This window comes from Saccharothrix sp. CCNWYY140 (assembly GCF_037401995.1).
GTDB lineage: Bacteria > Actinomycetota > Actinomycetes > Mycobacteriales > Pseudonocardiaceae > Actinosynnema.
Window position 1 is genome coordinate 152,520 of record NZ_JBBEGC010000004.1, and the last position, 25,994, is coordinate 178,513.

Sequence of the window (25,994 nt, forward strand, 5' to 3'; positions counted from 1 at the left end):
GTTCCTCCCGTTGCGGGGGTCTCCTGACCTGACCGAACCTAGGCCGCTTTCGGTTCACCGGCAAGGAAGAACAGCCGTCCACTGTCGACGTTCACGAGTGTGGACAGCTGCGAAACTTTTGCGTGGCAACGACTTGTCGGTGTCTCACCCGCTCGCGTCGAACAGCTCCAGCGGCACGGCGTCGGCGAGCGCCTGGTAGCCCGCCGGGGTCATGTGCAGGTGGTCGCCCTCGTCGTAGGCGGCGAGCAGGCGTTGCGGTCGCGCCGGGTCCCGCACCGCCGCGTCGAAGTCGAGCACCGCGTCGAACACGCCGCTGTCGCGGATCCACTCGTTGACGGCCTGCCGTGCCGCCTCCCGGTGACCGGCCGGGTCGTCGTAGGCCTCGCTGCCACCCAGCGGCGCCAACGTCGCCCCGTACACCTTGATCCCGTGCGCGTGTGCCCGCACCACGATCTGCTCGTAGCCCGCGCGAAGATCGTCCACGAGTTGCTTCTGCGCCACGGCCGAGGCCTCCGCCGTGCCGATGTCGTTGATGCCCTCGAACACCACCAGCCACCGCACCCCGGTCTGCGCCAAGACGTCCCGGTCGAACCGGGCCAACGCGCTCGGCCCGATCCCGTCGCCGAGCACGCGGTTCCCACCCGTCCCCTGGTTCAGCACGGCGACGGAGGAGGTCGCCGCACCGGCCCGCAGGCGGGCCGAGAGGCGATCGGGCCAGCGGTCGTTGCCGTTCGTGGTGGAGCCCCGCCCATCGGTCAGCGAATCACCCAACACGACCAGAGCCGAGCCGCCCCGGCCGGACCACACCTCGACCCCGCTGAGGAAGTACCAGTGGTCGGTGGTCGTCGCGCCGGGCAGGTCCTCGGCCCCGACGTGATCACCCGCCACCAGGTGGGACGTCGTCCGCGAGCCGGGGTGCGAGGTGATCAACCCGGACGCCTGCCCCTCCGCCAGGAACACCGTCACGGTCAGGTTCGCCTCCGGCTCGACCGGGAAGTCCAAGGCGTCCGACACGACCTGCGCACCAACCGGCACGACCACGCTCGCACCCCCGTAGAAGGTGACCGACCGAACCGATCCCGGCTCCACCCCACCCGCCCCGGCCCGGTTCCCGAGGGGCCGGGCCACGGTCACGGCGGTGATCGGCAACACCGCACCGCCGAACGCGTTGGAGAACCGCAGCCTTAGCCGTTCGCCGCCGATCGTGACGCGCACGGTCTGCCGCAACGTGGCGTCGGCGAGCACCAGGCCACCACGGGTGAACGGCGCGGGCGGCATGTTGTCCGGCTCGGTGGGCTGCGGTGCGGACACCCACGTGTGGACCCAACGGCCAACGGGTGACGCACTGGAACTCATGAGGTCGACCTCCGTGCTCGCGTGACGTGCCGATCAGGCGCGGACCGAGCCCGGGGCTCCGCCCAGCAGCAGTGGCCACGCGCTGGGCATCTCACCGACGGGGACCTCGATCAGTGACGGGCCTGGTTCGCTGAACGAGTCCTTCAGCGCTCCCGCGAGCGCGTCCGGGGTCGTGGCCCGCACGGCGGGCACCCCGAACGCCTCCGCCAGGCGGACGAAGTCCGGGCTGGCCAGGGCGCTGCCGATGAAGCGGCCCTCGAACTCGTCCGCCTGGATGCGTCTGACATTGCCGTAGGCGTTGTCGTTGAAGACCACCGCGGTCACGCCGATGTCGTACTTCCGCGCCGTCGCCAACTCCTGCACGTTCCAGCAGAAACCGCCGTCGCCGTTGATCGAGACGACCTCGCGGTCCGGGTTGCCCACCTTCACCCCCAGCGCCGACGGGTAGCCGTAGCCGAGAGTGCCCTGGTAGCCGGGGGTGAGGAAGGTCCCGGGCCGGTGGACCGGGTAGCCGACGGCGGCCACGTAGCCGACCTGGGTCAGCTCGTTGACCAGGATCCCGTCCTCGGGAATCGCCTCGCGCAGCGCCCGCACGTACGACCACTGGGGCTCGACGGCCCGGACCCCGCGTTCGCACCAGGCCCGCACCTCGGCCAGTTCGTCGAGGTCCCACGCCGGTTCGCCGCGACCGGGCAGGGCGCCCCGGATGTCCTCCAGGGCCGTCCGGGCGTCGGCGCACAGGGTGAGCCCGGCCGCGCGGGGCGGGCCCAGGTCGGCCGGGTCGGCGTTGACCAGGACGACGGTCGCGCCCGGCGCGGTGGGCGGTGCGGTGCCGCGTGGGGTGACGAAACGGCTGCCCACCACCAGGACCGCGTCCGCGTTCGGCAGCAGCCTCGGCGCGGCGAGACTGGTGAAGGCCAGCGGGTGGCGGGCCGGGATGACGCCGCCCGCGTTGCGGCTCATCACCACCGGCGCGGACAGGTGCTCGGCCAACGCCGTCAGCGCGGCGCCCGCCCGAGCCGCCTGCACGCCGCCACCCGCGTAGATCAAGGGACGCCGGGCAGCGCTCAGCACAGCGGCGATCCCCTCGACGGAGGACCTGTCCGGCACTTCCGACGCGCCCGGAACGTCCCGGACCCCAGTGGGTGGGCCCGAGGACGGGTCGACCCGGGCGGCCAGCACGTCCGCCGGGATCGTCACGGCCACCGGTCGCGGCCGGCCCGACCGCGACCGCCGCACCGCCTCGTGCACCACGTCCTGGACGCGCTCCGCCGCCTCGGCCCGCCCCGACCACTTGGTGACGGCGGCCAGCACACCGGCCTGGTCGGGCAGTTCGTGCAACATGCCCAGACCCCGACCGGCCAGTGTGGACGGCAGGTCGGCCGCGACGCACACCATCGGCGACGAGCAGGCGTACCCGGTCGCCAAGGCGGGCAACGCGTTCAGCACACCGGGCCCGGGGACCACCAGGCAGACACCGGGGCGTCCCGTCGTCCGGGCGTACGCCTCCGCCATGTGCGCCGCCCCTTGTTCGTGCCGGGCGGCGATGTACTCGATGCGCCCACCGGACCGGGCCAGCGCGTCCAACACGTGGTCGAGTTGGACGCCCGGCACGCCGAAGACGTGCCGGACCCCCTCCCGTTCCAGTTGCGCGACAAGGGCTTCAGCGCCGCTCAGGGCCACTTCGCACCACCACCTCCGAGGCGATCCCGGCCACGCGGGCCTCCCGGCGGTCCAGCCAGTCGAGCACCGGAACCGTCATCACCGTGGTCACCAGCGCCACCAGGACCAACGCGGTGAACATCTCCGGGCCGACGATGCCCGCCTGCAACCCTATGTTGAGCGCGATGAGCTGCATGAGGCCGCGCGCGTTCATGAGCGTGCCGACCCGGACCGCCACCGGCGCCGGTTCCCGGCGCAGCCGGGCCGCCGCCCAGCAGCCGCCGAACTTGCCGATCACGGCGAGCACGACGGCCGCCGCGGCGAACGCCATCACCGCGGGGTCGCCGAACACGTCGAAGCGGGTGTTGAGGCCGGAGTAGGCGAAGAACAGCGGCACCAGCACCACCTGCGTCATCGCCTGGGTGGTGCGCACCACGCGTTCGGACGCCTCGTGGCGGGGCATGGCCATGCCGACGCAGAACGCCCCGAACACCGCGTACAGCTCGATGACGTCGGTGAACCACGCGCCGGAGAACAGCACGGCGACGGTCAGCAGCAGCCTCGTCTCGTCGCTGAAGCCGGGCCGCGTCACGATCCACGCGAGGACCCTGCGCCCCGGCAGCGCCAGCACCGCCACGAACAGCAGGGAACCGCCCACCGCGGTGAGGATCGGCCCCGGCTCGCCCGAAGCCGCGCTCAGCACCCCGGCGAGCAGTATCCAGGCGACGGCGTCGTCCACGGCTCCCGAGGCCAGGGCCAGCGATCCGTACCGGGACCCGGCCAGCCCGCGTTCGGTGATGATGCGGACCAGCATCGGGAAGGCGGTGACCGCGAGGGTGACGCCGACGAACGCCGCGGTCACCCACACCGAGACCCCGTCCACGAAGACGTCGACGCGGCCGTGCGCCACGAGGGTCAGGCCGACCCCCAGCACCAGGGGCACCACCGCCCCGGCCGCGGAGACCACCGCGGCGGTCCCGATCAGCTGCCGGCCGGCGTGCGCCCGGAACTCGTACCCGGCGCGGAACATCAGGACAACCAGGCCGATCTGGCTCGCCACGTACAGCACGGGCTTGAGCTGCGGCGGGAAGACCGCCGCGGACAGGTCCGGGGCGAGCAGCCCGAACAGGGACGGGCCGAGCAGCACGCCGGCGATCATCTCGCCCACCACCGGCGGCTGGCCGAAGCGCCCGGTCACCAGCACGACCAACCGGCACGTCAGCAGGATCACGACGGCGGCCAGGAAGAACGCGGGGGCCAGTTGCACCGGAGTCATCGTCGGGTCCCTCTCATCGGCCGCCGGCGAGGGACGGCTCGGAGCCGCCCGTCGCGGCGAAGTGGTTGCGGCACAGGCCCAGCCGCCGGGCGTCCCACACCATGTAGGTGCCCAGGGCGAGTTGGACCAGGCTGCGCGGGATGCCGGCCCACAGGTCGCCCAGCCGCAGCAGCGCGAGCCTCGCGCGCAGGCCCCGGGCGACCGCGCCGCGCGGGACCAGCAGGCAGGGGCCGCGGTTGGGGAGCGACCGGGTGTGCTCGGCCGTGGACTCCAGCCGGTAGCGCCGAAGCACCTCCTGCGCCGCGACCCGCATCGTCAGCACGGCGAAGCCGCGGGCGGGGCAGGGCCGGTTGGCGGTCACCCCGAACGGGATGAACGTGGCGGGTCTGGTGTCCGGCGACAGCCACCGGTCCGGGTCGAACCGCCGGTGGCCGACGGCCCCCGACCGCTGGTACTCGGGGTAGTTGAACAGCAGCACGGAGCCCGCCGGGATGGGGGTCCGCCCCGCGCGGGCGATCTCCCCGGTGGTGATCCGGTGGGCCACGCCGAACAGCGGGAAGTGCTGCAACGTCTCGTTGACGACGCGCTCCAGGTACTCGGTGTCCTCCGGGTTCGCGAAGAGGTGTTCCCGCACCGGCCGGTGGGTGGCGACGGCCAGCAGCAGGTGGGCCATCGCCTCCGACATCTGCACCACGGCGGTGTTGAAGAACGTGCCCTGGAGGTAGTAGGCGTGTTCCCGCTCGGTGAGCGTGGCGGGCAACGGCACGGGCGGGGGGTCGTGGGCCAGCCGGTCCCGCAGGTAGGCGGTGAGGCGGTCGCGCCGGTCCATGTGCCGCAGCCTGGTGCACTTCAGGGAGCTGACCACGTCGTCGGCGTTGCCCGTGATCAGGCGCCGGACGTGCGGCGGGCAGGGCTCGCGGAAGACCACCTCGTGGTAGACCTCGGCCCAGATCGGCATCATCAGGTCGCGCAGCCTGACCTTGCGCACGCGGGACCCGCCGGGCCGGTCGTCGAGTTCGTCGAGCACGTGCCGGGTGCGGGCGGCGACCAGCTCCGTCCACTCCGGACGGTTCAGTCCGGCGAGGACCTGCCGGGTCGTCCTGGCCACGTCGTCGTAGCGCGGACCGGGTTCCAGGTGCTCCTGGTGCACCTCGGCGCCGGGCGAGAGCCAGTACCAGAACAGGTCGGACAGGGTGGCGCCCCGGCTGCGGCCGTTCGCGGACGGGTGCCCGTACACCTGCCGGAACTCCTCGACGGGCACGTCCGGTCCGGGCGCGGTGATGCCCTCCTTGCCGTTGACCCGGGTGAAGATGCGCACGCGCAGCGCGACCACCACGCGCGGCAGCCAGTGCGGCAGGCTGACCACCAGGACCGCCGCCGCGGCGGCGACCAGCCATCCGGTGAGGCTCACGGGACCACCCCGCCGAGCCCGGGCGGCGGTCCCCACGACGGGAACCGGACCAGCTCCGGCGTCAGGTCGGCGAGACTGGACGCACCGCACAATGCCACCGTGTCGTCGAGCTCTTCGCGCAACAACTCCAGCAGGCGCCGCACGCCCTTCTCCCCGCTGTCGGCCAGCGCCCACATCACGGGACGGCCGATCCCCACGGCGGAGGCGCCCAGCGCCAGCGCCTTGACCACATCGGTGCCGCGCCGCACCCCGCCGTCCAGCACGATCGGGATGCGGCCGGCGACGGCCGCGGCGATCTCCGGCAGCAGCTCCAGCGTGGCCGGCACGGTGTCCAGTTGCCGGCCCCCGTGGTTGGACAGCACCAGCCCGTCGACGCCGTGGCGCACGGCCAGCCGGACGTCCTCGGGGTGCAGCACGCCCTTGAGCAGGATCGGCAGCTCGGTGATCCCGCGCAGCCAGTCGATGTGCTCCCAGTTCAACTCGGCGGACATGACGATCTGCCGCACGTGCCCGCTCTCGCCGTCGCGCAGGTCGACCAGGTTCTCGCAGCGCAGTCCCGGAGGCAGGTCGTGGAACCCGTTCCGCCGGTTGCGCTCGCCGGCGCCCAGCACCGGGGAGTCCACGGTGACCACCAGCGCACTGCACCCGGCGTCGGTGGCCCGGCGCACCAACGCCTCGGTGATCTCCAGGTCGGGTTGGAGGTAGAGCTGGAACCACAGCGGCGGCGGGTCGGCGCCCTCGCAGGCCCGCCGCGCGGCCTCGGCGATCTCACCCACCGCGACGGTGGACGCCATGCTCACGATCATGATCGCGCCCGCGGCGGCGGCGGCACGAGCGGTGGCCAGTTCTCCCTCGGGGGCGACCAGTTTGTGGAACGCGGTCGGCGAGAGCAGCACCGGCATGCTCGCCCGGCCTCCGAACAGGGTGACGTCCAGCGCCCGGTCGGCGTTGCCGCGCAACACCCGGGGCAGCAGTTGCAGCTTGCCGAACGCCGCCTCGTTGGCGCGCACGGTGATCTCGTCCCGTGCCCCGCCGGCGATGAAGTCGACGTACACCGGGTCCAGCGTGGCGCGGGCGGCTGCTTCGAAGTCCCGAGCGGACAGCACCACGGCCGTCACCGCCCCGCGGTGCTGGGCAGGCGGTCCAGCACGCGGGCGAAGAACTCGGCGAGCGGGGCGTGGTGGACCTCGGGGTCGTCCCACTCGTTCTCCAGGTTCTCCGCCAGGTGGTGGACGGCGAGCAGGTCGCCGCCGCGGTGGTGGCGGACCACCGGGTGCAGGTAGGCGGCGTCGAAGGCGTCCTCGACCGAGTTCTGCGCCGTCCGGCGCACGGTGATGTCGAAGGGGTCGACCTTGTCGTGGTCGGGGCCGTACTCCAGGGTGACGGTGAAGTAGTCGCCCCGCCGGGTGAGCGGGCTGGTGTGGGCGTAGTCGACCGGGACCTCCTCGTGGTAGCGCGCGGGTTCGCCGGGCGGCACGACGAGCAGGTCCCCGATGACCCCGAACTGCTGCCACAGCGCCGAACTCCGGTTGACCCGCGCCACGACGGCGTCGGCGAGCGCGACCGGTTCCGGGGCGATCGGCAGGTGCGGCCACGGCCGGTCGTGGTGGCGCTCGTCGAGGATGCGGCTCAGCGCGCGCACCGCGTAGCGGAAGCCGTGGATGAAGCCGCCGGTGGACTTCTTGAAATCGCGCTGCTGCATCAGGGTGCCCGCGAAGTACAGCCCCGGCACGTTGACCGACTCGTAGGCGGGGGTGAGCGCGGCGAACCGGTCGTCGATGACGAGCTCGGGACGGCACTCGGGGTCGAAAGGCGAGGCGTCGAACCGGAACCCGGCGCACACGATGACCCGGTCGTAGCGCAGTTCCTTCACGAACTCGTCGGCCCGCGAGAAGCTGAACCGGACGCGGTACCCGCTCTCGTCCTTGTCGATCGACAGCACGTGGCCGTCCAGCAGGGCGTTCTGCGACTTGAGCTGGTAGGTGTCCAGGAAGTTGTTGTTGACCGCACGCAGGTGACCGACGTAGTGGGTGTTCCAGGCCATCCGGATGGAGCTCGGCCCCGCCACGTGGATCACCGCCGCGGTCTCGACCAGGTTGTCGGCGGTCTCCAGTGCCGAGTTGCCCTTGCCGATGATCAGGACGCGCTGGTCGACGAAGTCGTGCGGGTCGACCGACACCGAGGAGTAGTGCTCGGCGTCGGCGACGCCCGGGATGTCCGGGACGTTGGGCAGGCTCACCCCGGTGGCCACGACCAGCCGCTCGCCGTGGTGCTCCCGCCCGTGCTGGTCGGTGACGACGAAGCCGTCGGCGCGCCGGATCCGCACGACCCTGGTGTCGTAGGCGATGTCGAGGTCGAACGCCTCGGCGAAATCGGCCAGGTAGCGCACGATGTCGTCGGCGTGCGGGAAGTACCGCTCGCTGTACCGGCGGAACAGCAGTTCCGGATCCGGGGACAGCAGCGAGTTCCAGTCCATCCGGAGGTTCAGCTCCGGATCGGAGGTGCCGTTGTGCACCTTGTTGATGGAGATCAGCTTGCGGTGGCGCGGAAAGGTGCGGAAGAAGGTGCCCGGCGTGGGTCCGCCTTCGAGAATCCGGTATCGGTGACCTGCCGCTTGGAGCAACTGCCCGAGCTGGAGGCCCGCGGGTCCGCCGCCCAGCACCAGGTAGTCGAGGGGTTCGTGGTGCACAGTGTGGTCCTTCCGACATGGAGCGTGCAGGGCGGTAAGGATGTGCAGTCCGACCAGGATGGTGTGTTTCCCAGTCGTTTGGAAGCGTCGTAAGGCTGTATGTCGGCGTCTCAAATGAATGTCCGCCGAATTCGCATATGTGAAATGCGCCGGGCAGGTGCGGGAATCGTTCTAGTGCGTTCGCCCGAATTCACCGTAGGCCGTCCTGAATCGTCCCGGCGAGGTGGCGCGACCGCCACGCCCACGACCGGGCTCCCGGCATCCCCTGGTGACCAGCGGTTATCGGACGACGGCGGCACGAGCGGAGTCCGGATCGGCCGGGAAGCCCGCGCCGTGCGCGGCCGACTCGCACAGGCGGCGGCAGGAGCGCAGGAGGGTCACGCACGGTCTTCAGGTCGTCGCGCCGAGCCGCGACCTATTCCACCTTGTGGCGTATCACGGGAGGTCGACCCGGTAATCGGTGCTGTGGGCCGGTCAGCCGGCCTGGTCGCGCGCGATCCGCGGCGGGCAAGGCCCTCCTGCCGACGCGGACTGTGCGGCTGTGACCGCCGGAAGCGCGGGTGGAAGTTCCGCCGACCGGCGGGGGTCGCACCGAAACCTGACGGATCGCTCACCGCCCGACCGCGCCGCGACAGTGGCGGCGTGAAACAGATGCGACCGCAACAGGACATCTCGGCCGCGCCCGAGACGTCGACTCCCCGGTCCGGGACGCCGGTTGGGGACGCTTCCGCGGTGGGGCGCTTGGTGGGGGTCGACCTGGCTCGCGCGTTGGCCGTGTTCGGGATGTACGTCGTGCACCTCGGCCCGTCGGCGACCGCCGCGGAGGGTGTCGGCGCCTGGGTGCGGGGTCTGGCGGAAGGGCGCTCGTCGGCCCTGTTCGCCACCCTCGCCGGGTTCTCGCTGATGCTGATCGCCGGCCGCCTGGAACCGAAAACCGGTGTGGCGGGCCGGCAGGCGAAAGCCCGGATCGCGATCCGGGCCGCGATCCTGCTGGCGCTGGGGACGGCGATGGCGGCGGTGTACGGGGGCGTGGTGATCCTCGCCTTCTACGGTCTGTACTTCCTGCTGGCCCTGCCGCTGGTGCGGCTCCGCGCTCGCACGCTCGCGGTCGTCGCGGGCGTGCTCGCGGTCGTCATGCCGCCGTTGGCGTTCCTCTTGCGGTCGCTGTTCACCGAGCCGGTCGCCGCCGCGCTCAAGGCCTACGACCCGCTCGACCGCCTCGGCGGCGTGGGACTGCTGGACCTCCTGCTCACCGGCTTCTACCCGGCGATCACCTGGATGGCCTTCGTCGTCGCCGGCATGGCGCTGGGCCGCCTGGACCTGGCTTCCGCCACCGTGCGGCGGCGGCTGGCCGTGGTCGGTCCCGCGCTCGTCGTGTTCGCCTACGGCGCCGCCTGGCTCTTGTCCCGGTTGTTCGACGGCGTCCGGGCGGTCGCGGAGGTGCGGGCCGGCTCGGCGCACGACCCCGGGTCGGGACCGAAGTCCTTCGGGTCCTTCGGCGACATGGCCCCACCCGACGTCGGGTCGGCTTGGGCGCTGTTGACGGCGGGGCCGCACAGCGGGATGACGTTGGACATCGTCGGCTGCGTGGGAGTCGCGATCACGGTGGTCGTGTGCGCGACGGTGGCGGTCGACCGCGTGCGGTGGCTGCGGCGGCTGGCCGCACCGGTCATCGCCGTGGGCGCCATGTCCCTGACCGCCTACGTCGGCCACTTCGTGGTGTCGTCCCTGGTGGCGATGCCCGCCGGGACCGAGACCCAGGACTCCTGGCTGCCGGTGCTCCTGTTCGTCCTCGGTGCCGCGGTCTTCGCCTGGACCTGGTCCCGCTTCTTCCGCCGCGGACCGCTGGAACACCTGCTCCACCTCGCCACCACGCCGGCGCGGCACGTCCGGTGAGACCCGGCGCACCCGCCGACCGGCCGGCTCCGGCCCGCCGGTCGGCGGGGGCGACCGGCCGCCTCCCGGATGGCGAGCCGGAGCCGGTCTCCGCGACACTGGCGGCGTGCGGGATCCACAAAGGAGCGGGGACATGATCCGGGTGGTCGTCGTGGACGACGAGGAGCTGGTGCGGACGGGGTTCCGCCTCATCCTCCAGGCGGCCGGGGACATCGAGGTCGTCGCGACGCCGACCGGTGCGCAGGCGGTGCGCGAGGCGAGCCTCCTCAAGCCCGACGTCGTGCTGCTCGACATCCGGATGCCGGACGTGGACGGGCTCACGATCCTGCGTCGACTCCAGGGCCTGAAGCCGCCACCGGTGGTGGCGATGCTGACGACGTTCGACTCCGACGAGTACATCGCCACGGCGCTGCGCAGCGGCGCGGCGGGGTTCATCCTCAAGGACACCGGACCCGAGCAGCTCGCCCAGATGGTCCGCACGCTCGCCGCCGGTGGCGTGGTGCTCTCCCCCAAGGTCACCCGGACCGTCGTCGACGGCTACCTCGGTTCCGGGGCGGGCTCGCCGGCCGCCGAACAGGTCGACCTGCTCACCGAGCGCGAACGGGAGGTGCTCGTGCTGATCGGCGAAGGGCTGTCCAACGCCGAGATCGGGGCACGCATCCACGTCAGCGTCGGCACCGTCAAGGACCACGTGAGCGCCATCCTCGGCAAGCTGCGCGTGGGCAGCAGGGTGCAGGCGGCGCTGGTCGCACAGCGGGCCGGCCTGCTGAGCGGCAACGGGGAACCGGGGTGAGCCCCGGGCGGTCCGGCCGGCTCGTCGACGCCGCGGTGCTCGCGGTCGCCGTGGTCGAGGGGGCGTTGACCACGATCAGCGAGGCCGACCCGCTCGTGGTCGTCCCGATCGCGATCGCCGTGCTCGCCCTGCTCGCGCGCGAACGCCTGCCGCTGCCGGTGTTCCTCGCGACGCTGCCGGCCGTGCTGTTCCCCGGCACGATCGTCCCCGCGCTGGTCGCCCTCTCCGTGGTCTCCAGCCGCTACCGCGACTGGTGGCTGCTCGTCGGCTGCGGACTCGTCGCCGCCGCCGCGCTGGTCTTCCCGATGTCGGACTTCGCTCCCTCCATCTGGGACTCCTACACGCTGCTCGGCGTCGTCTACGCCGCGATGACCGCGCTGGCGCCGATCCTGCTCGGCCAGTTCCTGCGGTCCCGGCGCGAGCTGGCGCTACGGCTGGTGGAGGTCGAACAGGCGCGGGAGCACGAGCGCCGGCTCGACGCCGAGGCGATCCTGGCCGGGGAACGCAACCAGCTCGCCCGCGAGATGCACGACGTCGTGTCCCACCAGGTGAGCCTGATCGCGGTGCAGGCGGGAGCCCTGAAGGTCAGCACCACCGACCCGGACGCGAAGGTGGCCGCCGAGAACGTGCGGCAGCTCTCGGTGAACACCCTCGACGAGCTGCGCCACATGGTGAACCTGCTGCGCGCCTCCGGCACCCCGGCGACCGAACTCACCCCGCAGCCCACGCTGACCGACCTGCACCGGCTCGTCGACAACAGCGCGATCGACGCGCACCTGGTCGGCAGCGCCCCCGAGGACCTGGAGCCGCCGGCGCAGCGCGCCGTCTACCGGACCATCCAGGAAGCGCTGACCAACGTGCGCAAGCACGCCCCCGGCGCGAGCGCCACCATCGACATCGGCCACGACGACGACGAGCTGACCGTCACCGTCACCAACACCCCGCCCACCCGACCCCACCTGGCCCTGCCCAGCGCCCGGCACGGACTCGTCGGACTCCGGGAGCGGGCCGCGCTGCTCGGCGGGACGCTGCACACCGGTCCCACGCCGGAGGGCGGCTTCCGGCTGCGGCTGCGCCTGCCGATCACCTCCATCAGGACCGCACCCGGGTGAGCGTGTGCTCATCCACAGGATCCACCGGGTTCGCCGGGTTCGCCGGTGAGCAGTTGGGTGGCGGCGAACCCGGCGTACAGCGGGTCGGCCAGGACGAGTTCGTCGTGGGTGCCGGTGGCCCGCACGGTCCCGTTGTCCAGCACCACGATCCGGTCCGCCCGCGTCACCGTCGACAGCCGGTGCGCCACCACGAGCACGGTCATCGCCTTCGCCGCGGTCGTGACCACGTCCCTGATCGCCATCTCGTTCGCGGCGTCCAGGTGCGAGGTGATCTCGTCGAGCAGCAGCAGCCGCGGACGGCGGAGCAGCGCGCGGGCGAGCGCGACCCGTTGCCGCTCGCCGCCGGACAGGAAGGCGCCGCGGTGCCCGACCGGGGTGTCCAGGCCGTCGGGCAGCCGCTCGACGAGCTCGTCCAGCCGGGTCTGCGCCACCACGTCGCGGACCTCCTCCCCGGTCGCCCGCGGGCGGCTGTAGACGAGGTTCTCGCGCAACGACCCGGACAGCAGCGGCGCGTCCTGTTCGACGTAGCCGATGCCCGCCCGCAGCTCGGCCAGGTCCCAGTCCGCCAGGTCGCGCCCGTCCAGCAGGATGCGGCCCGAGTCGGGTTCGTGGAACCTCTCGATCAGCGCGAACAGCGTGGACTTGCCCGCGCCGGACGGACCGACGACGGCCGTCATGCCCACCGCCGGGACGTCGACGCTCACGCCGCGCAGGACTTCCGGCCGGTCCGGCCCGTACCGGAACCGGACGTCGGAGAAGGCCAGGCGAGCCGCGCACCGCACGTCGACCTCGGCGCCACCCGTGCCGGCGGACTCGACCGGCATCCGGTCCACCTCGGCCAGCCTGCGCACCGCGGCGAGCCCGACCTGGAGCTTGCCGCCGGCCTCCAGCAGTTGCCCGACCGGCTCGTGCAGGTAGAACAGGAACAACAGGAACGCCACCAGCGTGGACAGCGGGATCGCCCCGGTCGCGACCCGGGCGCCACCGACACCGAGCACGGCGAGGAACGCCACCTGGACCGCGAGGCCGTTGGCGCCGTGCACCAACGATTCCCACCGCGCGGAACGGACGCCGGCGCGCCACGCGTCCTCGACGCCGCGTTCGATCGCGGCGACCTCCCTGCCCTCGGCCCCGGACGCCTTCACGGTGCGGAAGGCGCCGAGCACGCGCTCAAGCCGCGCACTCGTCTCACCGACGGCGGTCTGGGCGGCGTGGGACGCCTTCTCGATCATCGGCAGCCCGGCCACGGCGAGGAGCCCCACCACCAGCAGCACCACCAGCGTGACCCCCAGCAGCAGGAGATCCATCACACCCATCACCACGACCATGACGACGGTCGTGACCGAGCCGGTGACCAGCGCGACGAGGGCGTGCGTGCACACCTCTCGCAGCAGGGTCGTGTCGCCGGTGAACCGGGACAGCAGATCACCCGGCTCGGCGCGCTGCACCGCCGGCACGCGCACCGACAGCAGGCGCCGGGCCAATCGCTTCCGGGCGACCAGCACCACTGATTCCGCGGCCCGCTCGAGCAGGTAGTCACCCACCACCGCGAGCGCGGCGCCGACCAGCGCCAAGCCGACCAGCAGGGCCAGCAGACCGGTGATCCCGCCACTCGAGCCGAGCCGGTCCACCAACGCCTTGGCCGCCAGTGGCTGGGCGGCGGCGGCGAGACCGGCCAGCAGGACGAGCGCCCCTCCGAAGAGGACGGTCCGCCGCTGTGGTCCGAGGTAGCCCACCAGGGTTCTCCAGGAGGCACGGTCGATCGGGGTGCGCACGGTGCAACAGCTCCGTCTTCTCGGGGTCGTGGTCGGGGGGACCCGATCCGGGACGCGCGTGATCACGGCCGTGGACCGGTTATGGCGATCCTCGGCCACGCGGCACGCCCCGCGGCACCGGTGGACCGGCTGGACCACGCAGCCGAGTGGCTGGACAACGCCCCCGATCGGGGGATGTCGGAAGGCCCGCGAAGGCACGGCGGTCCGCTGTGGGCAGCGCGCCGGGGCTCGCGGCCAGGGTCCTGCTCATCGCGATGCCGCTCAGCCTCGTGGCGGCGATCCTGCTGGGGTGGTGGCTGTTCCCCGGCCTGCCCTGGCCGGTGCTCCAGCTGCTCGCCGGCGTGGCATCGGCGCCGGTCCGACCGTCAACCTCCTGGCGTCCACGAAACCGGCTCGGCACTGAACCGCTCGTGCGATCCGCGGTGCGACTACCGGCCAGATCCTGGGCGATCCCCGCTCACCGCTTCCGCGAGGAGCCCCTTCCAGGGCAACAAGGTCCGAGGTGCCTGGAGACGAGTCCAGGCACCTCGGACCGGGTGCTTCGGGACCGGAGCTAGGCGAGCGTCCATCGTTGGTTCGAAGTGCCGCTACACGCCCACAGGATGATCTGGGTGCCGTTGGCTGTGGCGGCGCCCATCGCGTCCAGGCAGAGTCCGTTGTGGACGTTGGTGATGGTGCCGTTCGCGTTCACGTTCCAGCGCTGGTTCGCACCGCCCGAGCAGTCCCAGATGACCACTCGGGTGCCGTTGGCCGAACCCCAGCCCTGGGCGTCGAGGCACTTCCCGTCGACCTTCAGCTCACCGGCTGAGGTGCGGGTGAACCGCTGGTTGGAGCCGCCGTTGCAGTCCCACAGCTGCGCCTGGGTCCCGTTCGTGGTCGAGGAGTTCGGGATGTCCAGGCAGCGGTTCGACGCCGCGCCGACGATCGTCGTGGAGCCGCCGGTGGACGTGGTCAGGCCGAAGAAGCGGAGGGTCTCGGCGGGCTGGTGCGGCAGGTTGTGGTCGGTGCCGCTCATGCTGATCGCCTCGACCGGGGCCTGGCCGCCGGTGCTGCCGTACCGGGTTCGGGTCCAGTTCGACTGCGGGTGGTCGGTGAACTCCGGCGTCTGGTCGGTGCCGTTGACGTTGGTCCACTGGTCGATCTGCTCTTGGAAGTTCGGGTAGTAGAGCGCGTCGTCCTCGGTGCCGTGCCAGATCTGCATGCGCGGCCAGGGACCGGTGTAGCCGGGGTTGGCGTTGCGGACCGCGTCGCCCCACTGCTGTGGCGTGCGGTTGATGGTCCCGGTCGCGCAGTCGGTGTTCCACTCCGAGCCGTTGGTGGTGGCGAAGCAGGTGTAGGGCACGCCGGCGTAGGCCGACCCGGCCTTGAAGACCTCGGGGTAGACCCCGAGCAGGACGTTGGTCATCATCGCGCCCGAGGAGATTCCGGTCGCGAAGATCCGGTTCCGGTCACCGCCGACGTTGGCGAGCGTGTAGTCGACCATCGACTTGATGCTGACGGAGTCGCCGCCGGTGCCGTTGAGCGAAGCTTGCGAGGCGACGTCGAAGCACTTGCTGCTGCGGGTTACCGACGGGTAGATGAGGATGTAGCCGTACTGGTTCGCCAGTTCGTCGAACTGGGCGCCGTTGTAGAAGTCGGTCGCGGACCCGCCGCACCAATGGTTGGCGACCACGATCGCCGGGTTCGCGGGGACGTTGTCGGGCACGTACAGGTACATCTGGAGGCCGCCGGGGTTGTTCCCGAAGTTCGTGACCTGGCGGAGCTGGGCGGCGTGGGCCTGGCCGGGTGCCAGCAACACCGTCAGCGCGGAGGCCAGCATGAGCGCGATCGCGAAGACCGCTGTCGCGCCGCGGCGCGATCCGATGAGGGTGGACATGTGCTCGTTCCTCCGTCAGTCGGCGATGTCGCCGTAGATCACGCCGCGCGCGGCCAGGTAGACGCGGCCGTAGATGTTCGGGTCGCCGGTGATGGCGGCCCCGGCGAAGGCCCACTGGTGTTGGTCGTCGTTGATGCGGGTCCAGGTGATGCCGGCGTCGGTGGAGCGGAAGATGCCGTCCTGACCCGCGACCGTGGCCGAGGTGTAGATCGCCGGGTAGCCGGACCGCGTGGCGGCCTTGCCGAAGCCGACACCGATAGCCAAGTCGATCGCGCGGATGCGCTTCCACGTCGCGCCGCCGTCTTTGGAGCGCCACAAGCCGGTCGGGACCCCCGCTTTGTCGCTGCGGCCGGCGAGCCAGATGTGGCCCTTGCGGCCGGGGACGACCCGGAAGTCGTCGACGCCCTCAGCGGGCAGGCCGGTCGCTCCGGTGTCGGTGAACGTCACGCCCGCGTCGGTGCTGCGGTAGAACTTGCCGCCGGAGAAGGCGTACACGAGCGACGGGTTGACGCGGTCGGACCGGATCCTGGCCCCTGCCGGGAGTCCTCGGACCGGGTTCCAGGTCTTGCCCAGGTCGGTGCTGCGGACCGGGGTGGTGGCGGTGTTGCCGGGAGACCACAGGACCACGGCGGCGTCGGCGGTGATCGCCACGACGCCGGAGCCGCCGCCCGGGACGCCTTCGAGGCGCGCGGCGGACTGCCAGGTCTTCCCGCGGTCGGTGGAGACGATGACGTGCGGGTCCACGTCCGCGTTGACCTCACCGCTGCCGACGATGACGTCCGACTTGTACTGGGCGTAGTCGAGACTGCTGCCGGCCCAGCCGGAGCGGATCATCGGCACGGCCCGGTCGAGGTCGGTGTGGACGAAGCCGCTGACGTCGCCCATCGCGGAGACGAGCGTGCCGCCGAGGGCGGCGATGTCGCGCACCCAGGTCTCTTCGACGCCGTGGGCCCGCACGCCGACCGTGAACCGCTCGACGGGCAGGGCGATCCGCTCACCGGCGTCGTTCCGGCCGATCAGCTCGCCTTGGGAATCCCACCGCGTCAGCTGCTCGGTGCCCCAGATCATGGCGCCTGTGCCCCACATGACGCGGTCGGAGTCGTGCGGGTCGATCGCCAGGGCCTCGATCATCCACCCGTGCTTGACCGCGTACGCCGGCCCCTGGTCGGTGCCGTTCCACGACAGCCACGGGGCGTCGGTGCTGTCCATGACGAAGCGGTCGGTGCGGTCGGTGCCCTCGGCGTAGTCCCAGCTGAGCTGCCAGGTCCGCCCGGAGTCGGTGGAACGGTAGAGGATCTCGTCGGGGTACCAGTTGTTGCACGTGGACGCCATGAGCGTGCCCGGGTTCCGGCGGTCGACGGTCACCGCGCCGAAGCCGGGGATCACGCCCCTCGGGTTGTAGGTAGGGGTGACGTCGGTCCACTCGCCGGTCCGGGTCGCCAACCGCTGGATCTTGCCGCCGTTGCCCGAAGCGGGCGCGCCGTTGTACGGGCCGGGGTCGTAGCTGGTGATGATGTACAGGTAGCCGTTGGCGTTGTCCACCGCGGACTGCTTGGGGATGGTGCGGTTGCCGTCGACCCCGCCGAGCGCCGCAGCCGCTCCGGGGACGGGCTTCCACGTCGCGCCGCCGTCCTCGGACACGTACAGCGGGTCGTCCGGGTCGGCCACGCCCACGTAGATCCTGCCGCCGACCTGGTCGAAGTCGACCCAGATCACGCCCTGGTTGTCGGCGAGGTAGTCGTTGGTGGGATCGACGACGAAGTTCCCGGGGTTGGGGAAGTTCGCGACCGCGGCCCAGGTGCGGCCGTAGTCGGTCGAGCGCCACAGCCCGTTCCCGCCGGGCGTGCCCAGGTAGATCTCGGCGTTGTTGTTCGGGTTGACGGCCAGGCGCTCGCCCATGCCGCGGCCGGGCATGTTGCCACCCTGCTTGAACGGCAGCTCGGCGACACCCCAGGTCTCGCCGTAGTCGTCGGAGTACAGGACCGCGCCGTTGTTCGGGTCCCAGTCGGTGGTGTAGGCGCCGACCGCGGCGTAGACGCGGTTGGTCTCGACCGGGTCGGTGGCCATCGAGACCACGTAGTAGTAGCCCCACTTGTCGCGGCCGACCCAGTCGAGCAGCTGTTTCCAGGTCCGGGAGTCCTTCTGCCACCGGTAGCAGCCGCCGACATCGGTGCGGGCGTAGATCAGGTCCGGCTCGGTCTCGTTGAAGATGATGCCGGGCACGAAACCACCGCCGTTGACGACGGCGTTCCCCCAGGTGTAGGCGCCCTTGGGCGGCCGACCGGGCTTGGCGACGGCAGGTCCGGGCAAGGCACCGACCGCGACCGCGACCACGGCCGCGCCGAGGGAGGCGGTGAACGTGCGTCGTCGCATGACGTTCTCCTTTGCGATGGGTGGGCCTTGCTGTGGAGGGAGCTGCTGATCAGAAGTCGTCCCCGAGGTAGGGCTCGTGGCATCCCGATCGCCGCCAACGCGATCGCGTTCCCTCCTGCCCACGGCTTCGCCCGCCGACCGCGGTGGAGCCGAGGGATGTGCTCCGGCCCGGCCCGGAGCGTGAGGTCGGCATGACGGCGGCACCCCTTCGTGATCCTGCGCTTCCCCAGCGGTCGAACGAGTAATCGAAGCGCTTCGATGCCGGAGATTAGGGCCCCTCAGCGGGTTGCACAAGGCCTGCGACAGGAGTTCGATCCGCGATTCGACAACGTGATCACGGGAGCTTCAAGCGTCTCAATCGGAGTCGGGCGGACCCTTGACAAGGCCGGCGTCCTGACTGAACATCGAAGCGCTTCGATATCGGCGGGACATCCCGCGCAGCGAGCTTGGAGATGTCGACCTCGGTGACATCGCAGGGCGGATGCGCGCTACGCGCAAATGGAGCTGTGTCGGTCCTTTCTGTTGCCCACGCAGCCCAGAGCGGCGAAAAGTGTCGTTTGAACACCTGCGACGTGGCGCCGCGGTCGGCGACACGCGACTGTCGGTGAACGCGGCGGGTTGTCGCTGATCTTCCGGGCGACGGCGGCGCAGTACGTTCCGCGACGACTCCGTGCCCGCCGCGATGCCGGGTGCGTTCGACGACGAACCCCGGCATCCCGGCCGGCCAGACCTCGACCGACCGTAACGCTGAACGGCCACGTGCCGAGATACCCGATGACCGCCCGGCCCCGGAGCGGTCGGGGACGAGTGCGCCAGCCGGAGGTCGGGTGACACCGGGGGATTGGGCGGCGGTGATCGTGGCCATCGCGGCCCTCTTGGTGGCCACCCTGGCCGTGCCGGCTCGAGCGCCGCGCCGGAAAGCCGTGTTCGCGATGAGTGGGGTTCTCGTGCTGATCGCTCTGGCGATCGGGGCCGTCACCCTGGTGCGCAGTGTCGCGGGTGGCACGGAGACAGATGCGACCAGTGGGACGAGTGGGACCAGTCCGACTAGCCGGCCGGGAACGACCACGAGTTCCCGGCCGGTCCAGACGACCGGTCGGCTTCCCGGCGCGACGACGATCACGATCGACAAGGCCGCCTACGTCGACCGCCCGCTGGACGAGGTCGCGGGTCAGCTGCTCGAGTACGGCATGCAGGTGGAGACGCGCACCCAGCAGGGTGGTGCGCCACGGGACACCACTCGGTGCTTGGTGACCGACCTGGAACCTGTCGGGCAAGTCGCGGTTGGCTCGCAGGTGACGGTGACGTGTGGGCCGACGTGACAAGGCGGGCGGAGGGCGATCGGCCGGCGGGTCGGGACGACTGTCGACGTTCACGAGTGTGGACGGCGGCGAAATCCGCAACGTCACTTCCTGCCGCCGTCAGGGACTCATGCGAGCGCCTCGCGCGTCGGGACCGAGGTGGGATGGCCGTGCTCGAACGCCTCCGCCACGGACTCCAGCGTGATGTCGTGCTCGGCGAGGGCCGTCGCCAGTTGCTCGTAGGCCCGCAGGAAAGCGCCGATCTCCCCCCGCGTCAGCAGCGCCGTGTCAGCCATGAGACCGAGGACCATGCGCTCGGGCGTGCCCTTGATGTCCAAGTACAGCGCCATGTCCTCTGCTTCGGACGTGCCGGCCCACGTGAGCTCCGTGGCGGCCGGGTCGGGGGCGGCCGGGGTCGTGCGCGGTTTGGGGAGCAGGGACCACATGTCGTTGAACTGGAGGCCCGGTTCCAGGACGCCGCCCCACGTGCGTAGCACCTCCTGCTCGGCGCGGGTGTCGTAGTGGGATACGGCGCGGGCCTCGCGCATGGTCAGCTCGGCGCGGCGCAGGAGGGCCGTGAACGAGTCGCCGTCGAGGTCGACCGCCGTGCGCACGACCTGGTTGAGGGTGGTGACGCTGCCCATCAGCTCGGGCGTCACTCTGTTGCCCTGCATGACGTCCAAGCGGTACCGGGGTCCGGGGCACACCCGGCCGAGGAGCGCGGTCGTGATCGCCAACAACACCACTGACGTCGTGGTGCGGCACCGGCGGGCCGCTTTCCGCACCGCCACGGGGAGGACGTCCGAAGCCAGGTCCGCGCCCACGTACCGCGGTGTCGCCGGCTCGGCGCGCGCGGGGACGGCGGGCGGCATGCGCCGCAACTGGGTCCGGAGGTGGCGAAGGGCCTCGACGTTGCGCAGCTGCCCTTCCGGTGAGCGCTCCTGCCGTGCGATGTCCAGTGGTTGCGCCGCCCCGCGCGGTGCGGGTGGCGGCACGCCGTCGACGCGGGCGCGCAACAGCGCGGTCAGCTCCGCGACCAGCAGGTCCGCGCCGGTGTGGTCCGCGGCCAGGTGCGAGACCACGAACGCCACCAGCACGGGGATGCCCTCGTGGAGCGCGACGGACAGCCGGATCGGCAGCTCGCTGCTGTGCTCGAACGGCGTCGCGGCGCCGCGGCGCCAGCAGTCGGCGACGATGTCGCCGAACCCGACCGGGTCGTCGGCGGGCCGGTCGTGCACCTCGACGGGCAGCACGCCCGAGCCCACGACCCGCTGGGTCACCTCGCCGTTCGCGCTGACGTCGAAGTGGGTGCGCAGCGACTCGTACCGCAGCGTCAGCTCGCCCAGCACGTCGAGCACGTCGCCCAGCTCCAGCAGCAGCGGCACGTCCAGCCACCTCGGCAGGGCGAAGAACGGCTTCACCTCGGGCAACCAGCGCCGCATACCGTCCCAAGTGGACTGCTGGGCCCAGGTCACCGGACCGGTGCGGGCCCGGCCGCCGTGGAACTCGGCCTCCGCGCGGCTGACGACGATCACGACGGCACCACCTCCGTGCTCGGGGCGAACAGGACTCGGCGCAGGCACAGCACGGAGTAGGTCAACCCGGCCGCCCAGCTCGCGACGACCGCCCACATCACCGCCTCGATGCCGAACACGCCGTTGAACAGGTAGGCGAACGGGATCTGCACGCACACGAACGCGATGACCGTGCACACCAGTGGCGCGGTGGTGCGGCGGGAGCCGTTGAGGTGCCCGTGCAGCACCACCATGACCGTGTAGAGCACGAAGAACGGGAAGATGATCACCAGGTACCGCTCGGTCAGCTCGCGGGTGGCCGGGTCGTCGGTGAACACCGCGGCGATCGGCCCGCGCGCGGCCAGGACGACCACGGACGCCACGAGGCTCAGCACGGCGGTCAGGCCGAGCGTCCGCACCAGCCCGGCACGGGTGCGCGCCCGGTCGCCCGCGCCGAGGTTCTGGGCGGTGAACGCGGTGACCGCGCCGGAGAAGTCCAGGAACGGCATCGCGATGAACTGCTCGATCCGCGACACCACGGTGAACGCCGCGAGCACCACCGGTCCGTACGCCTGGATGATCCAGACCAGCACCATGATCCCCACGGCGAGGATGATGTGCTGACTGGCCAACGGGAAGCCGAGCCGCACGGCGTCGACCAGCTCGCGCCGCACGGCGGGCCGCCCGCCCGCGGGTGGCACCGGGTGGGTGCGGCGGGCGTACCAGAGACCCGCGACGAGCGCGGCCGTGGCGGCGGCGGCCGTGGCGAGCGCCGCGCCCACCACACCCATCCCCCACCACGCCACGAACGCCCACACCAGCGCGGCGTTGAGCACGCTGCCGAAGCCCGCCACCCACATCGCGGCCCGCGCGTCGCCCAGCCCGCGCAGGTAGGCGCTGACCGCGGCCGACCCGAAGATCCCCGGGAAACCCAGCGACAGCACGCCGATGAAGTCCGCGCAGGCGTCGGCGAGCTCACCGTGGATGCCCATCAACGCCAGGGCCGGCCGGGCGAGCAGCGTGGCGAGCACGACGCAGCCGGCCGCCCACCCGACCGTGAGCCAGGTCAGCGACAGCACGACGCCGCGCCGCTCGCCGTCCTGCCGGGCTCCGCTCAGGTGCGCCAACCGGATGGCGAACGCCGTGCCCAGCCCGATGAACATGGCGTTGAGCAGGTAGAACAACGGTCCGGCCGCGCCGATCGCGGCCAGCCCGCCGACGCCGACGTGGTGGCCCACGACGATGCCGTCCACCAGCAGGTAGCCCTGCTGGAGCAGGTTCGCCGCGGTGAGCGGCACGGCGAAGCCGACGACGCGCCGCAGCGGCGGCCCGGTGGTGAGGTCGGCCATCAGGCGACTTCCGTGGCGGCGAAGTCGACCAGGTCCTCGACGTGGTAGGCGATCTCGGCGATGGTGCGGTCGGCGAGCAGGTCGGCGACGTCGTAGGCGACGTCGTGCACCACGGCGATGGTCCCGGCCACGGTGCCCGCCATGATGGAGTCGCCGCCCAGGTCGAAGAAGTCGGCTTCCACGTCCAGCGCCTCGTACCCGAACGCGAGCGCGAGGCACTGCGCGACGGTGCGCTCGACGTCGGTGTACACCCCGTCCTCGCGGCCCTCCAGCTCGACCGACACCGCGGCCACCGTGGCGCGCGTCTTCTCCGACGCCTGGCGCAGCCGCTGCTCCAGCGCCTGCATCTCCTGGTCCACTTTGGACTCGATCTCGGCGGACAGCGCGATGTCGTAGGAGCGCAGCAGGTGGATCAGCTCGCCGCGGTAGTTCAGCTCGCCCGCGAACAACCGCGAGCGGCGCGAGCGCAGGCCCGCGTCGAGCACGGCCAGGCCGGTCGCGGTGGGCAGGGCCTTGAACATGGTGTCGCCGTTGGTGCCGAAGTCCACGGCCATGCCGATCTCCTTCCACGCCACCCAGTCCACCGCGATGACGTGGGTCGGGCCGCCGGCCCGCTGCCGCGCGAGGTTGTCCAGGTAGTAGTTGGCGGCGGCGTAGTCGGCCTGGCCGGGCGCGGGGAACACGGCGGCCACCGAGGAGAAGTGGACGACGAAGTCCGGGGCGTCGTCGGCCGTGGCGTGCTCCAGCGTGAACGCGGCGTGCAGCTTGGCCCGCACCACGCGGTCGAAGTCGTCGAGCTGGCGGAACATCACCGTGCTGCCGCCGGGCAGGCCGGCCGCGTGCACGATTCCGTCGATGCGGCCGTGGTCGCGGCGCAGGGCGGCCACGGCGTCGGCCAACGCCGTCGGGTCCCCGGCGTCGGCGGCCACGACGACCACGGTGGCGCCCAGGGCCTCCAGCTCGCGGACGGCCTCGACCCGCTTGGCGGCGGCGGACCCGGTGGGCACGGCGGTCAGGTCGTCCCACCGCTCGCGCGGCGGCACGCCGGAGCGGCTGAGCAGCGCGAGGGTGATGTCGGGCCGGGCGGTGGCGAAGTCCTTGGCCACCGCCAGCCCCAGCGCGCCGGTGCCCCCGGTGATCAGGTAGGTGCCGCCGCCGCGGAGGTGCTCGCGCGCCTCGACGGCCGCGACCTCCGGCACCTCCACGAACACCTCGCGGAGCCGGGCGTCGCCGCGCAGCAGGAACAACCCGTGCTCCTCGGCCAGGACCTCGTCCCGCAGCCGGGTGGGCGGCACGGCGGCGTCCACGTCGACGTGCTTGACCTTGATGTAGGGGTACTCGCGGCCGACGACCTTGCCGAAGCCGACCAGGGCGGCGTTCTCCACGACGGCGGGGTCCCCCTCGGCGGCGGCGACCGCGCCGCGGGTGAGCACCGCGAGGTCGACCTTCACCCCCGCCGCCATCAACGCCTTGGTCAGCAGGAACAGGCTGTGCAGGTTCTTGGTCACGCGCCGGTCGAGTTCGGCGGCGTCGGTCGCGGGGGTGTCCTCGAACGCCAGCGCGTGCACCAGGTGCGTGACGCCCTCGCCGACCAGGCGCGCGAGGTGCTCGTGCGCGGCGGGGTCGGTCGGGTCGAACACCGGGCCACCGGGCTCGATCTCCTCCCCCAGCCGCACGCACCGCACCTCCCCCAGCGCGGCGGTGAGCACCCGCTCCGCGTCGGTGTCCGGGTCGACCAGGGCCAGCGCGACACCGGCGCGCGTGGCCGGCGGCGGCGCGACAGCGGGCTGGAACTCCACGTCGTGCGTCACGGGGTGCCGCTCTTCGGTGGTGGTGATCCGCATGGTCTCGCGCCAGGTGTCGGGGAACGCCACCCAGGCGAGGGTCTCGTCGAAGGCGTAGCCGGGCAGCCGCACGATCCGCGGCCGGCGGTCGCCCGCCAGGGCGGCGGTGTCGACCCGGCCGGTGCGCAGGAACGCCCGGCCCTGGTCGCCCAGCGGCCCCTCGGGCAGTGGCGCCGGGCGGTCGGCGAGCAGGTCGACGAGCTTGGCGCGCAGGTCCGCCGCGTCGGTGACGGCGACGGCGACGCGGTGCCGGTGACCGCCCCGCGAGACCTGCACGGTGTGGCAGACGTCGGCGAGGTCCAGGCCGTCGAGCCCGCCCGCGTCGATGAACCGGACGTGGCGCTCCACGATCCGGGTCAGGGACTTGATGGTGGCGGCGCTGATGACGAACAGGTGCTCCCCCGTGGACGCCGGCCGCTCGTCGGCGCGCGTGAACTCCTCCACCACGACGTGCGCGTTGGTGCCACCCAGGCCGAACGCGCTGACACCGGCGCGGCGCGGCCCGTCGGCTTCCCACGGGGTCAGCTCGGTCGGCACGTACAGCGGGCCGGAGGCGAAGTCCAGTTTCGGGTTGGGGTTGGCGAAGTTCGCCTGGGGCGGGATGGCCTTGTTGCGCAGCACGGAGATCGCCTTGATCAGACCGATCACCCCGGACCCCTCGAAGAGGTGACCCACGTTGGCCTTGACCGTGCCCACAGCGCAGAACCCGCGGTCGGTGGTGTGCCGGGCGAACGCGCGCTTCATGCCCTCGTGCTCGATGGGGTCGCCGACGCGGGTGGCGGTGCCGTGCGCCTCGAAGTAGCCGATGGTGCGCGGGTCGACGCCCGCGTTGTCCCAGGCGGCCAGCAGCAGGTCGGCCTGCGAGTCGGAGTCGGGGTTGGTGATGCCCTCGGTGTTGCCGTCGTGGTTGACCGCGCTGCCCTTGATCACCGCGTACACCTGGTCGCCGTCGGCCAGCGCCCGGTCCAGGCGCTTGAGCACGACCGCGCCGGAGCCCTCGCCGAAGCCGGTGCCGTCGGCGGCCTCGTCGAAGGTGCGCGTCACGCCGTCGGAGGACTCGATGCCGATGGCGGAGTGCCGGTGCTTCACCGGGGCGAACACGATGCGCGCGCCGCCGACGACGGCCGTGTCGCAGTCGCCGAGCAGCAGGGCGTTCTTCGCCTGGTGGACCGCGACCAGGGTCGCCGAGCACGCGGTGTCCACGACCATGCTGGGTCCGCGCAGGTCCAGCAGGTGGGAGATGCGGTTGGCCAGCATCACCGGGATGTTGCCCGTGATGGCCTGCTGGCCCACGGACGGGTCGACCCGGCTGATGTAGTCGAGGTAGGTGGAGCCGGGGTTGACCGCGAAGCCGACGAACACGCCCGTGCGGGTGCCGCGCAGCCGGTCGAGGGTGTAGCCCGCGTCCTCGAACGCCAGGTACATCGCGCGCAGCACCATGCGGTGGTGCGGGTCGGTCAGCGCGGCCTGCCGCGGGTTCATGCCGAACGCGGCGTGGTCGAAGTGGTCGACGGTGTCGAGGAAGTAGCCGTTGTGGTACTCCACGTCCGGCTCGTCCAGCGGGTCGATGCTGGTGGCGCGCAGGTAGTGGATGTACTGCTCCAGCTTGTCCCGCCGGTCGGGCGGGAACGGGCGGCTCATGCTCGTGCCCGTGCTGACGACCTGCCAGAAGGCGTCGAGGTCGCCCGCTCCCGGCACGTCCACCGAGAGACCGATCACCGCGATGTCCGTGTTCATGCTGACGTCCCCTCAGTGGACCTTGTTGAC

The 25,994-nt window shown here is 71.9% G+C and carries 16 protein-coding genes; 4 read left to right on the forward strand and 12 right to left on the reverse strand.

The window, feature by feature from the left end; all coding sequences use genetic code 11:
• Positions 1-144: 144 nt before the first annotated feature.
• The 6 genes from WBN91_RS04140 to WBN91_RS04165 all read right to left on the reverse strand — a co-directional run bounded on the left by WBN91_RS04140 (position 145) and on the right by WBN91_RS04165 (position 8,394).
• Entirely contained in the window at positions 145-1,311 is a 1,167-nt protein-coding gene (locus tag WBN91_RS04140; RefSeq protein ID WP_337723201.1) for an SGNH/GDSL hydrolase family protein, read from the reverse strand.
• A 78-nt stretch (positions 1,312-1,389) separates the two neighbouring features.
• Entirely contained in the window at positions 1,390-3,039 is a 1,650-nt protein-coding gene (locus WBN91_RS04145) for a thiamine pyrophosphate-dependent enzyme (RefSeq protein ID WP_337723200.1), read from the reverse strand.
• Entirely contained in the window at positions 3,020-4,294 is a 1,275-nt protein-coding gene (locus WBN91_RS04150; protein WP_337723199.1) for a cation:proton antiporter, read from the reverse strand. The genes WBN91_RS04145 and WBN91_RS04150 overlap by 20 nt, the downstream gene beginning before the upstream one ends.
• 13 nt (positions 4,295-4,307) lie before the next feature.
• A complete protein-coding gene (locus WBN91_RS04155) occupies positions 4,308-5,705 on the reverse strand; it encodes a cytochrome P450 (RefSeq protein WP_337723198.1) in 1,398 nt (465 codons plus the stop codon).
• Positions 5,702-6,823 carry an alpha-hydroxy acid oxidase gene (locus WBN91_RS04160; RefSeq protein WP_337723197.1) on the reverse strand — a complete coding sequence of 374 codons (1,122 nt, stop codon included), beginning with the start codon at positions 6,821-6,823 and terminating at the stop codon, positions 5,702-5,704. Before WBN91_RS04160 ends, WBN91_RS04155 begins: the two co-directional genes overlap by 4 nt.
• Positions 6,820-8,394, reverse strand: a complete 1,575-nt coding sequence (locus tag WBN91_RS04165; protein WP_337723196.1) for an NAD(P)-binding domain-containing protein — start codon at positions 8,392-8,394, stop codon at positions 6,820-6,822. The genes WBN91_RS04160 and WBN91_RS04165 overlap by 4 nt, the downstream gene beginning before the upstream one ends.
• 651 nt (positions 8,395-9,045) lie before the next feature.
• Here WBN91_RS04165 and WBN91_RS04170 point away from each other — a divergent pair.
• The 3 genes from WBN91_RS04170 to WBN91_RS04180 all read left to right on the forward strand — a co-directional run bounded on the left by WBN91_RS04170 (position 9,046) and on the right by WBN91_RS04180 (position 12,195).
• Positions 9,046-10,290 (forward strand): DUF418 domain-containing protein, encoded by a 1,245-nt coding sequence (locus WBN91_RS04170; RefSeq protein ID WP_337723257.1) that lies wholly within the window; start codon positions 9,046-9,048, stop codon positions 10,288-10,290.
• Positions 10,291-10,423: 133 nt separating this feature from the next.
• A complete protein-coding gene (locus WBN91_RS04175) occupies positions 10,424-11,083 on the forward strand; it encodes a response regulator transcription factor (protein WP_337723195.1) in 660 nt (219 codons plus the stop codon).
• The gene (locus WBN91_RS04180) at positions 11,080-12,195 is read left to right on the forward strand and encodes a sensor histidine kinase (protein ID WP_337723194.1); all 1,116 of its coding nucleotides are present in this window, start codon (positions 11,080-11,082) and stop codon (positions 12,193-12,195) included. Before WBN91_RS04175 ends, WBN91_RS04180 begins: the two co-directional genes overlap by 4 nt.
• Positions 12,196-12,203: 8 nt before the next feature.
• On the opposite strand, the gene WBN91_RS04185 is transcribed toward WBN91_RS04180, so the two are convergent.
• The 3 genes from WBN91_RS04185 to WBN91_RS04195 all read right to left on the reverse strand — a co-directional run bounded on the left by WBN91_RS04185 (position 12,204) and on the right by WBN91_RS04195 (position 18,219).
• Positions 12,204-13,970: an ABC transporter ATP-binding protein gene (locus WBN91_RS04185; protein WP_337723193.1), complete on the reverse strand. Its 1,767-nt coding sequence runs from the start codon at positions 13,968-13,970 to the stop codon at positions 12,204-12,206.
• Between the two features lie 553 nt (positions 13,971-14,523).
• Entirely contained in the window at positions 14,524-15,846 is a 1,323-nt protein-coding gene (locus WBN91_RS04190) for an extracellular catalytic domain type 1 short-chain-length polyhydroxyalkanoate depolymerase (RefSeq protein ID WP_337723192.1), read from the reverse strand.
• Positions 15,847-15,861: 15 nt separating this feature from the next.
• Complete coding sequence (locus tag WBN91_RS04195) at positions 15,862-18,219, reverse strand: WD40/YVTN/BNR-like repeat-containing protein (RefSeq protein WP_337723191.1); 2,358 nt, start codon at positions 18,217-18,219, stop codon at positions 15,862-15,864.
• An 827-nt stretch (positions 18,220-19,046) separates the two neighbouring features.
• Between WBN91_RS04195 and WBN91_RS04200 the strand changes: the two genes are divergently transcribed.
• A complete protein-coding gene (locus tag WBN91_RS04200; protein ID WP_337723190.1) occupies positions 19,047-19,541 on the forward strand; it encodes a hypothetical protein in 495 nt (164 codons plus the stop codon).
• A gap of 107 nt (positions 19,542-19,648) precedes the next feature.
• On the opposite strand, the gene WBN91_RS04205 is transcribed toward WBN91_RS04200, so the two are convergent.
• From WBN91_RS04205 to WBN91_RS04215, 3 genes are read right to left on the reverse strand one after another with little or no spacing between them, the layout of a single operon-like run.
• The gene (locus WBN91_RS04205) at positions 19,649-21,055 is read right to left on the reverse strand and encodes a condensation domain-containing protein (RefSeq protein ID WP_337723189.1); all 1,407 of its coding nucleotides are present in this window, start codon (positions 21,053-21,055) and stop codon (positions 19,649-19,651) included.
• Positions 21,052-22,383 (reverse strand): MATE family efflux transporter, encoded by a 1,332-nt coding sequence (locus WBN91_RS04210; protein ID WP_337723188.1) that lies wholly within the window; start codon positions 22,381-22,383, stop codon positions 21,052-21,054. The genes WBN91_RS04205 and WBN91_RS04210 overlap by 4 nt, the downstream gene beginning before the upstream one ends.
• Positions 22,383-25,964: a type I polyketide synthase gene (locus tag WBN91_RS04215; RefSeq protein WP_337723187.1), complete on the reverse strand. Its 3,582-nt coding sequence runs from the start codon at positions 25,962-25,964 to the stop codon at positions 22,383-22,385. Before WBN91_RS04215 ends, WBN91_RS04210 begins: the two co-directional genes overlap by 1 nt.
• Positions 25,965-25,994: the final 30 nt, after the last annotated feature.

Coding starts and splice junctions, on each gene's coding strand:
- WBN91_RS04210 (WP_337723188.1), bottom strand. CDS start 22,383: ATGGCCGACCTCACCACCGGGCCGCCGCTGCGGCGCGTCGTCGGCTTC.
- WBN91_RS04175 (WP_337723195.1), top strand. CDS start 10,424: ATGATCCGGGTGGTCGTCGTGGACGACGAGGAGCTGGTGCGGACGGGG.
- WBN91_RS04170 (WP_337723257.1), top strand. CDS start 9,046: ATGCGACCGCAACAGGACATCTCGGCCGCGCCCGAGACGTCGACTCCC.
- WBN91_RS04150 (WP_337723199.1), bottom strand. CDS start 4,294: ATGACTCCGGTGCAACTGGCCCCCGCGTTCTTCCTGGCCGCCGTCGTG.
- WBN91_RS04190 (WP_337723192.1), bottom strand. CDS start 15,846: ATGTCCACCCTCATCGGATCGCGCCGCGGCGCGACAGCGGTCTTCGCG.
- WBN91_RS04215 (WP_337723187.1), bottom strand. CDS start 25,964: ATGAACACGGACATCGCGGTGATCGGTCTCTCGGTGGACGTGCCGGGA.
- WBN91_RS04195 (WP_337723191.1), bottom strand. CDS start 18,219: ATGCGACGACGCACGTTCACCGCCTCCCTCGGCGCGGCCGTGGTCGCG.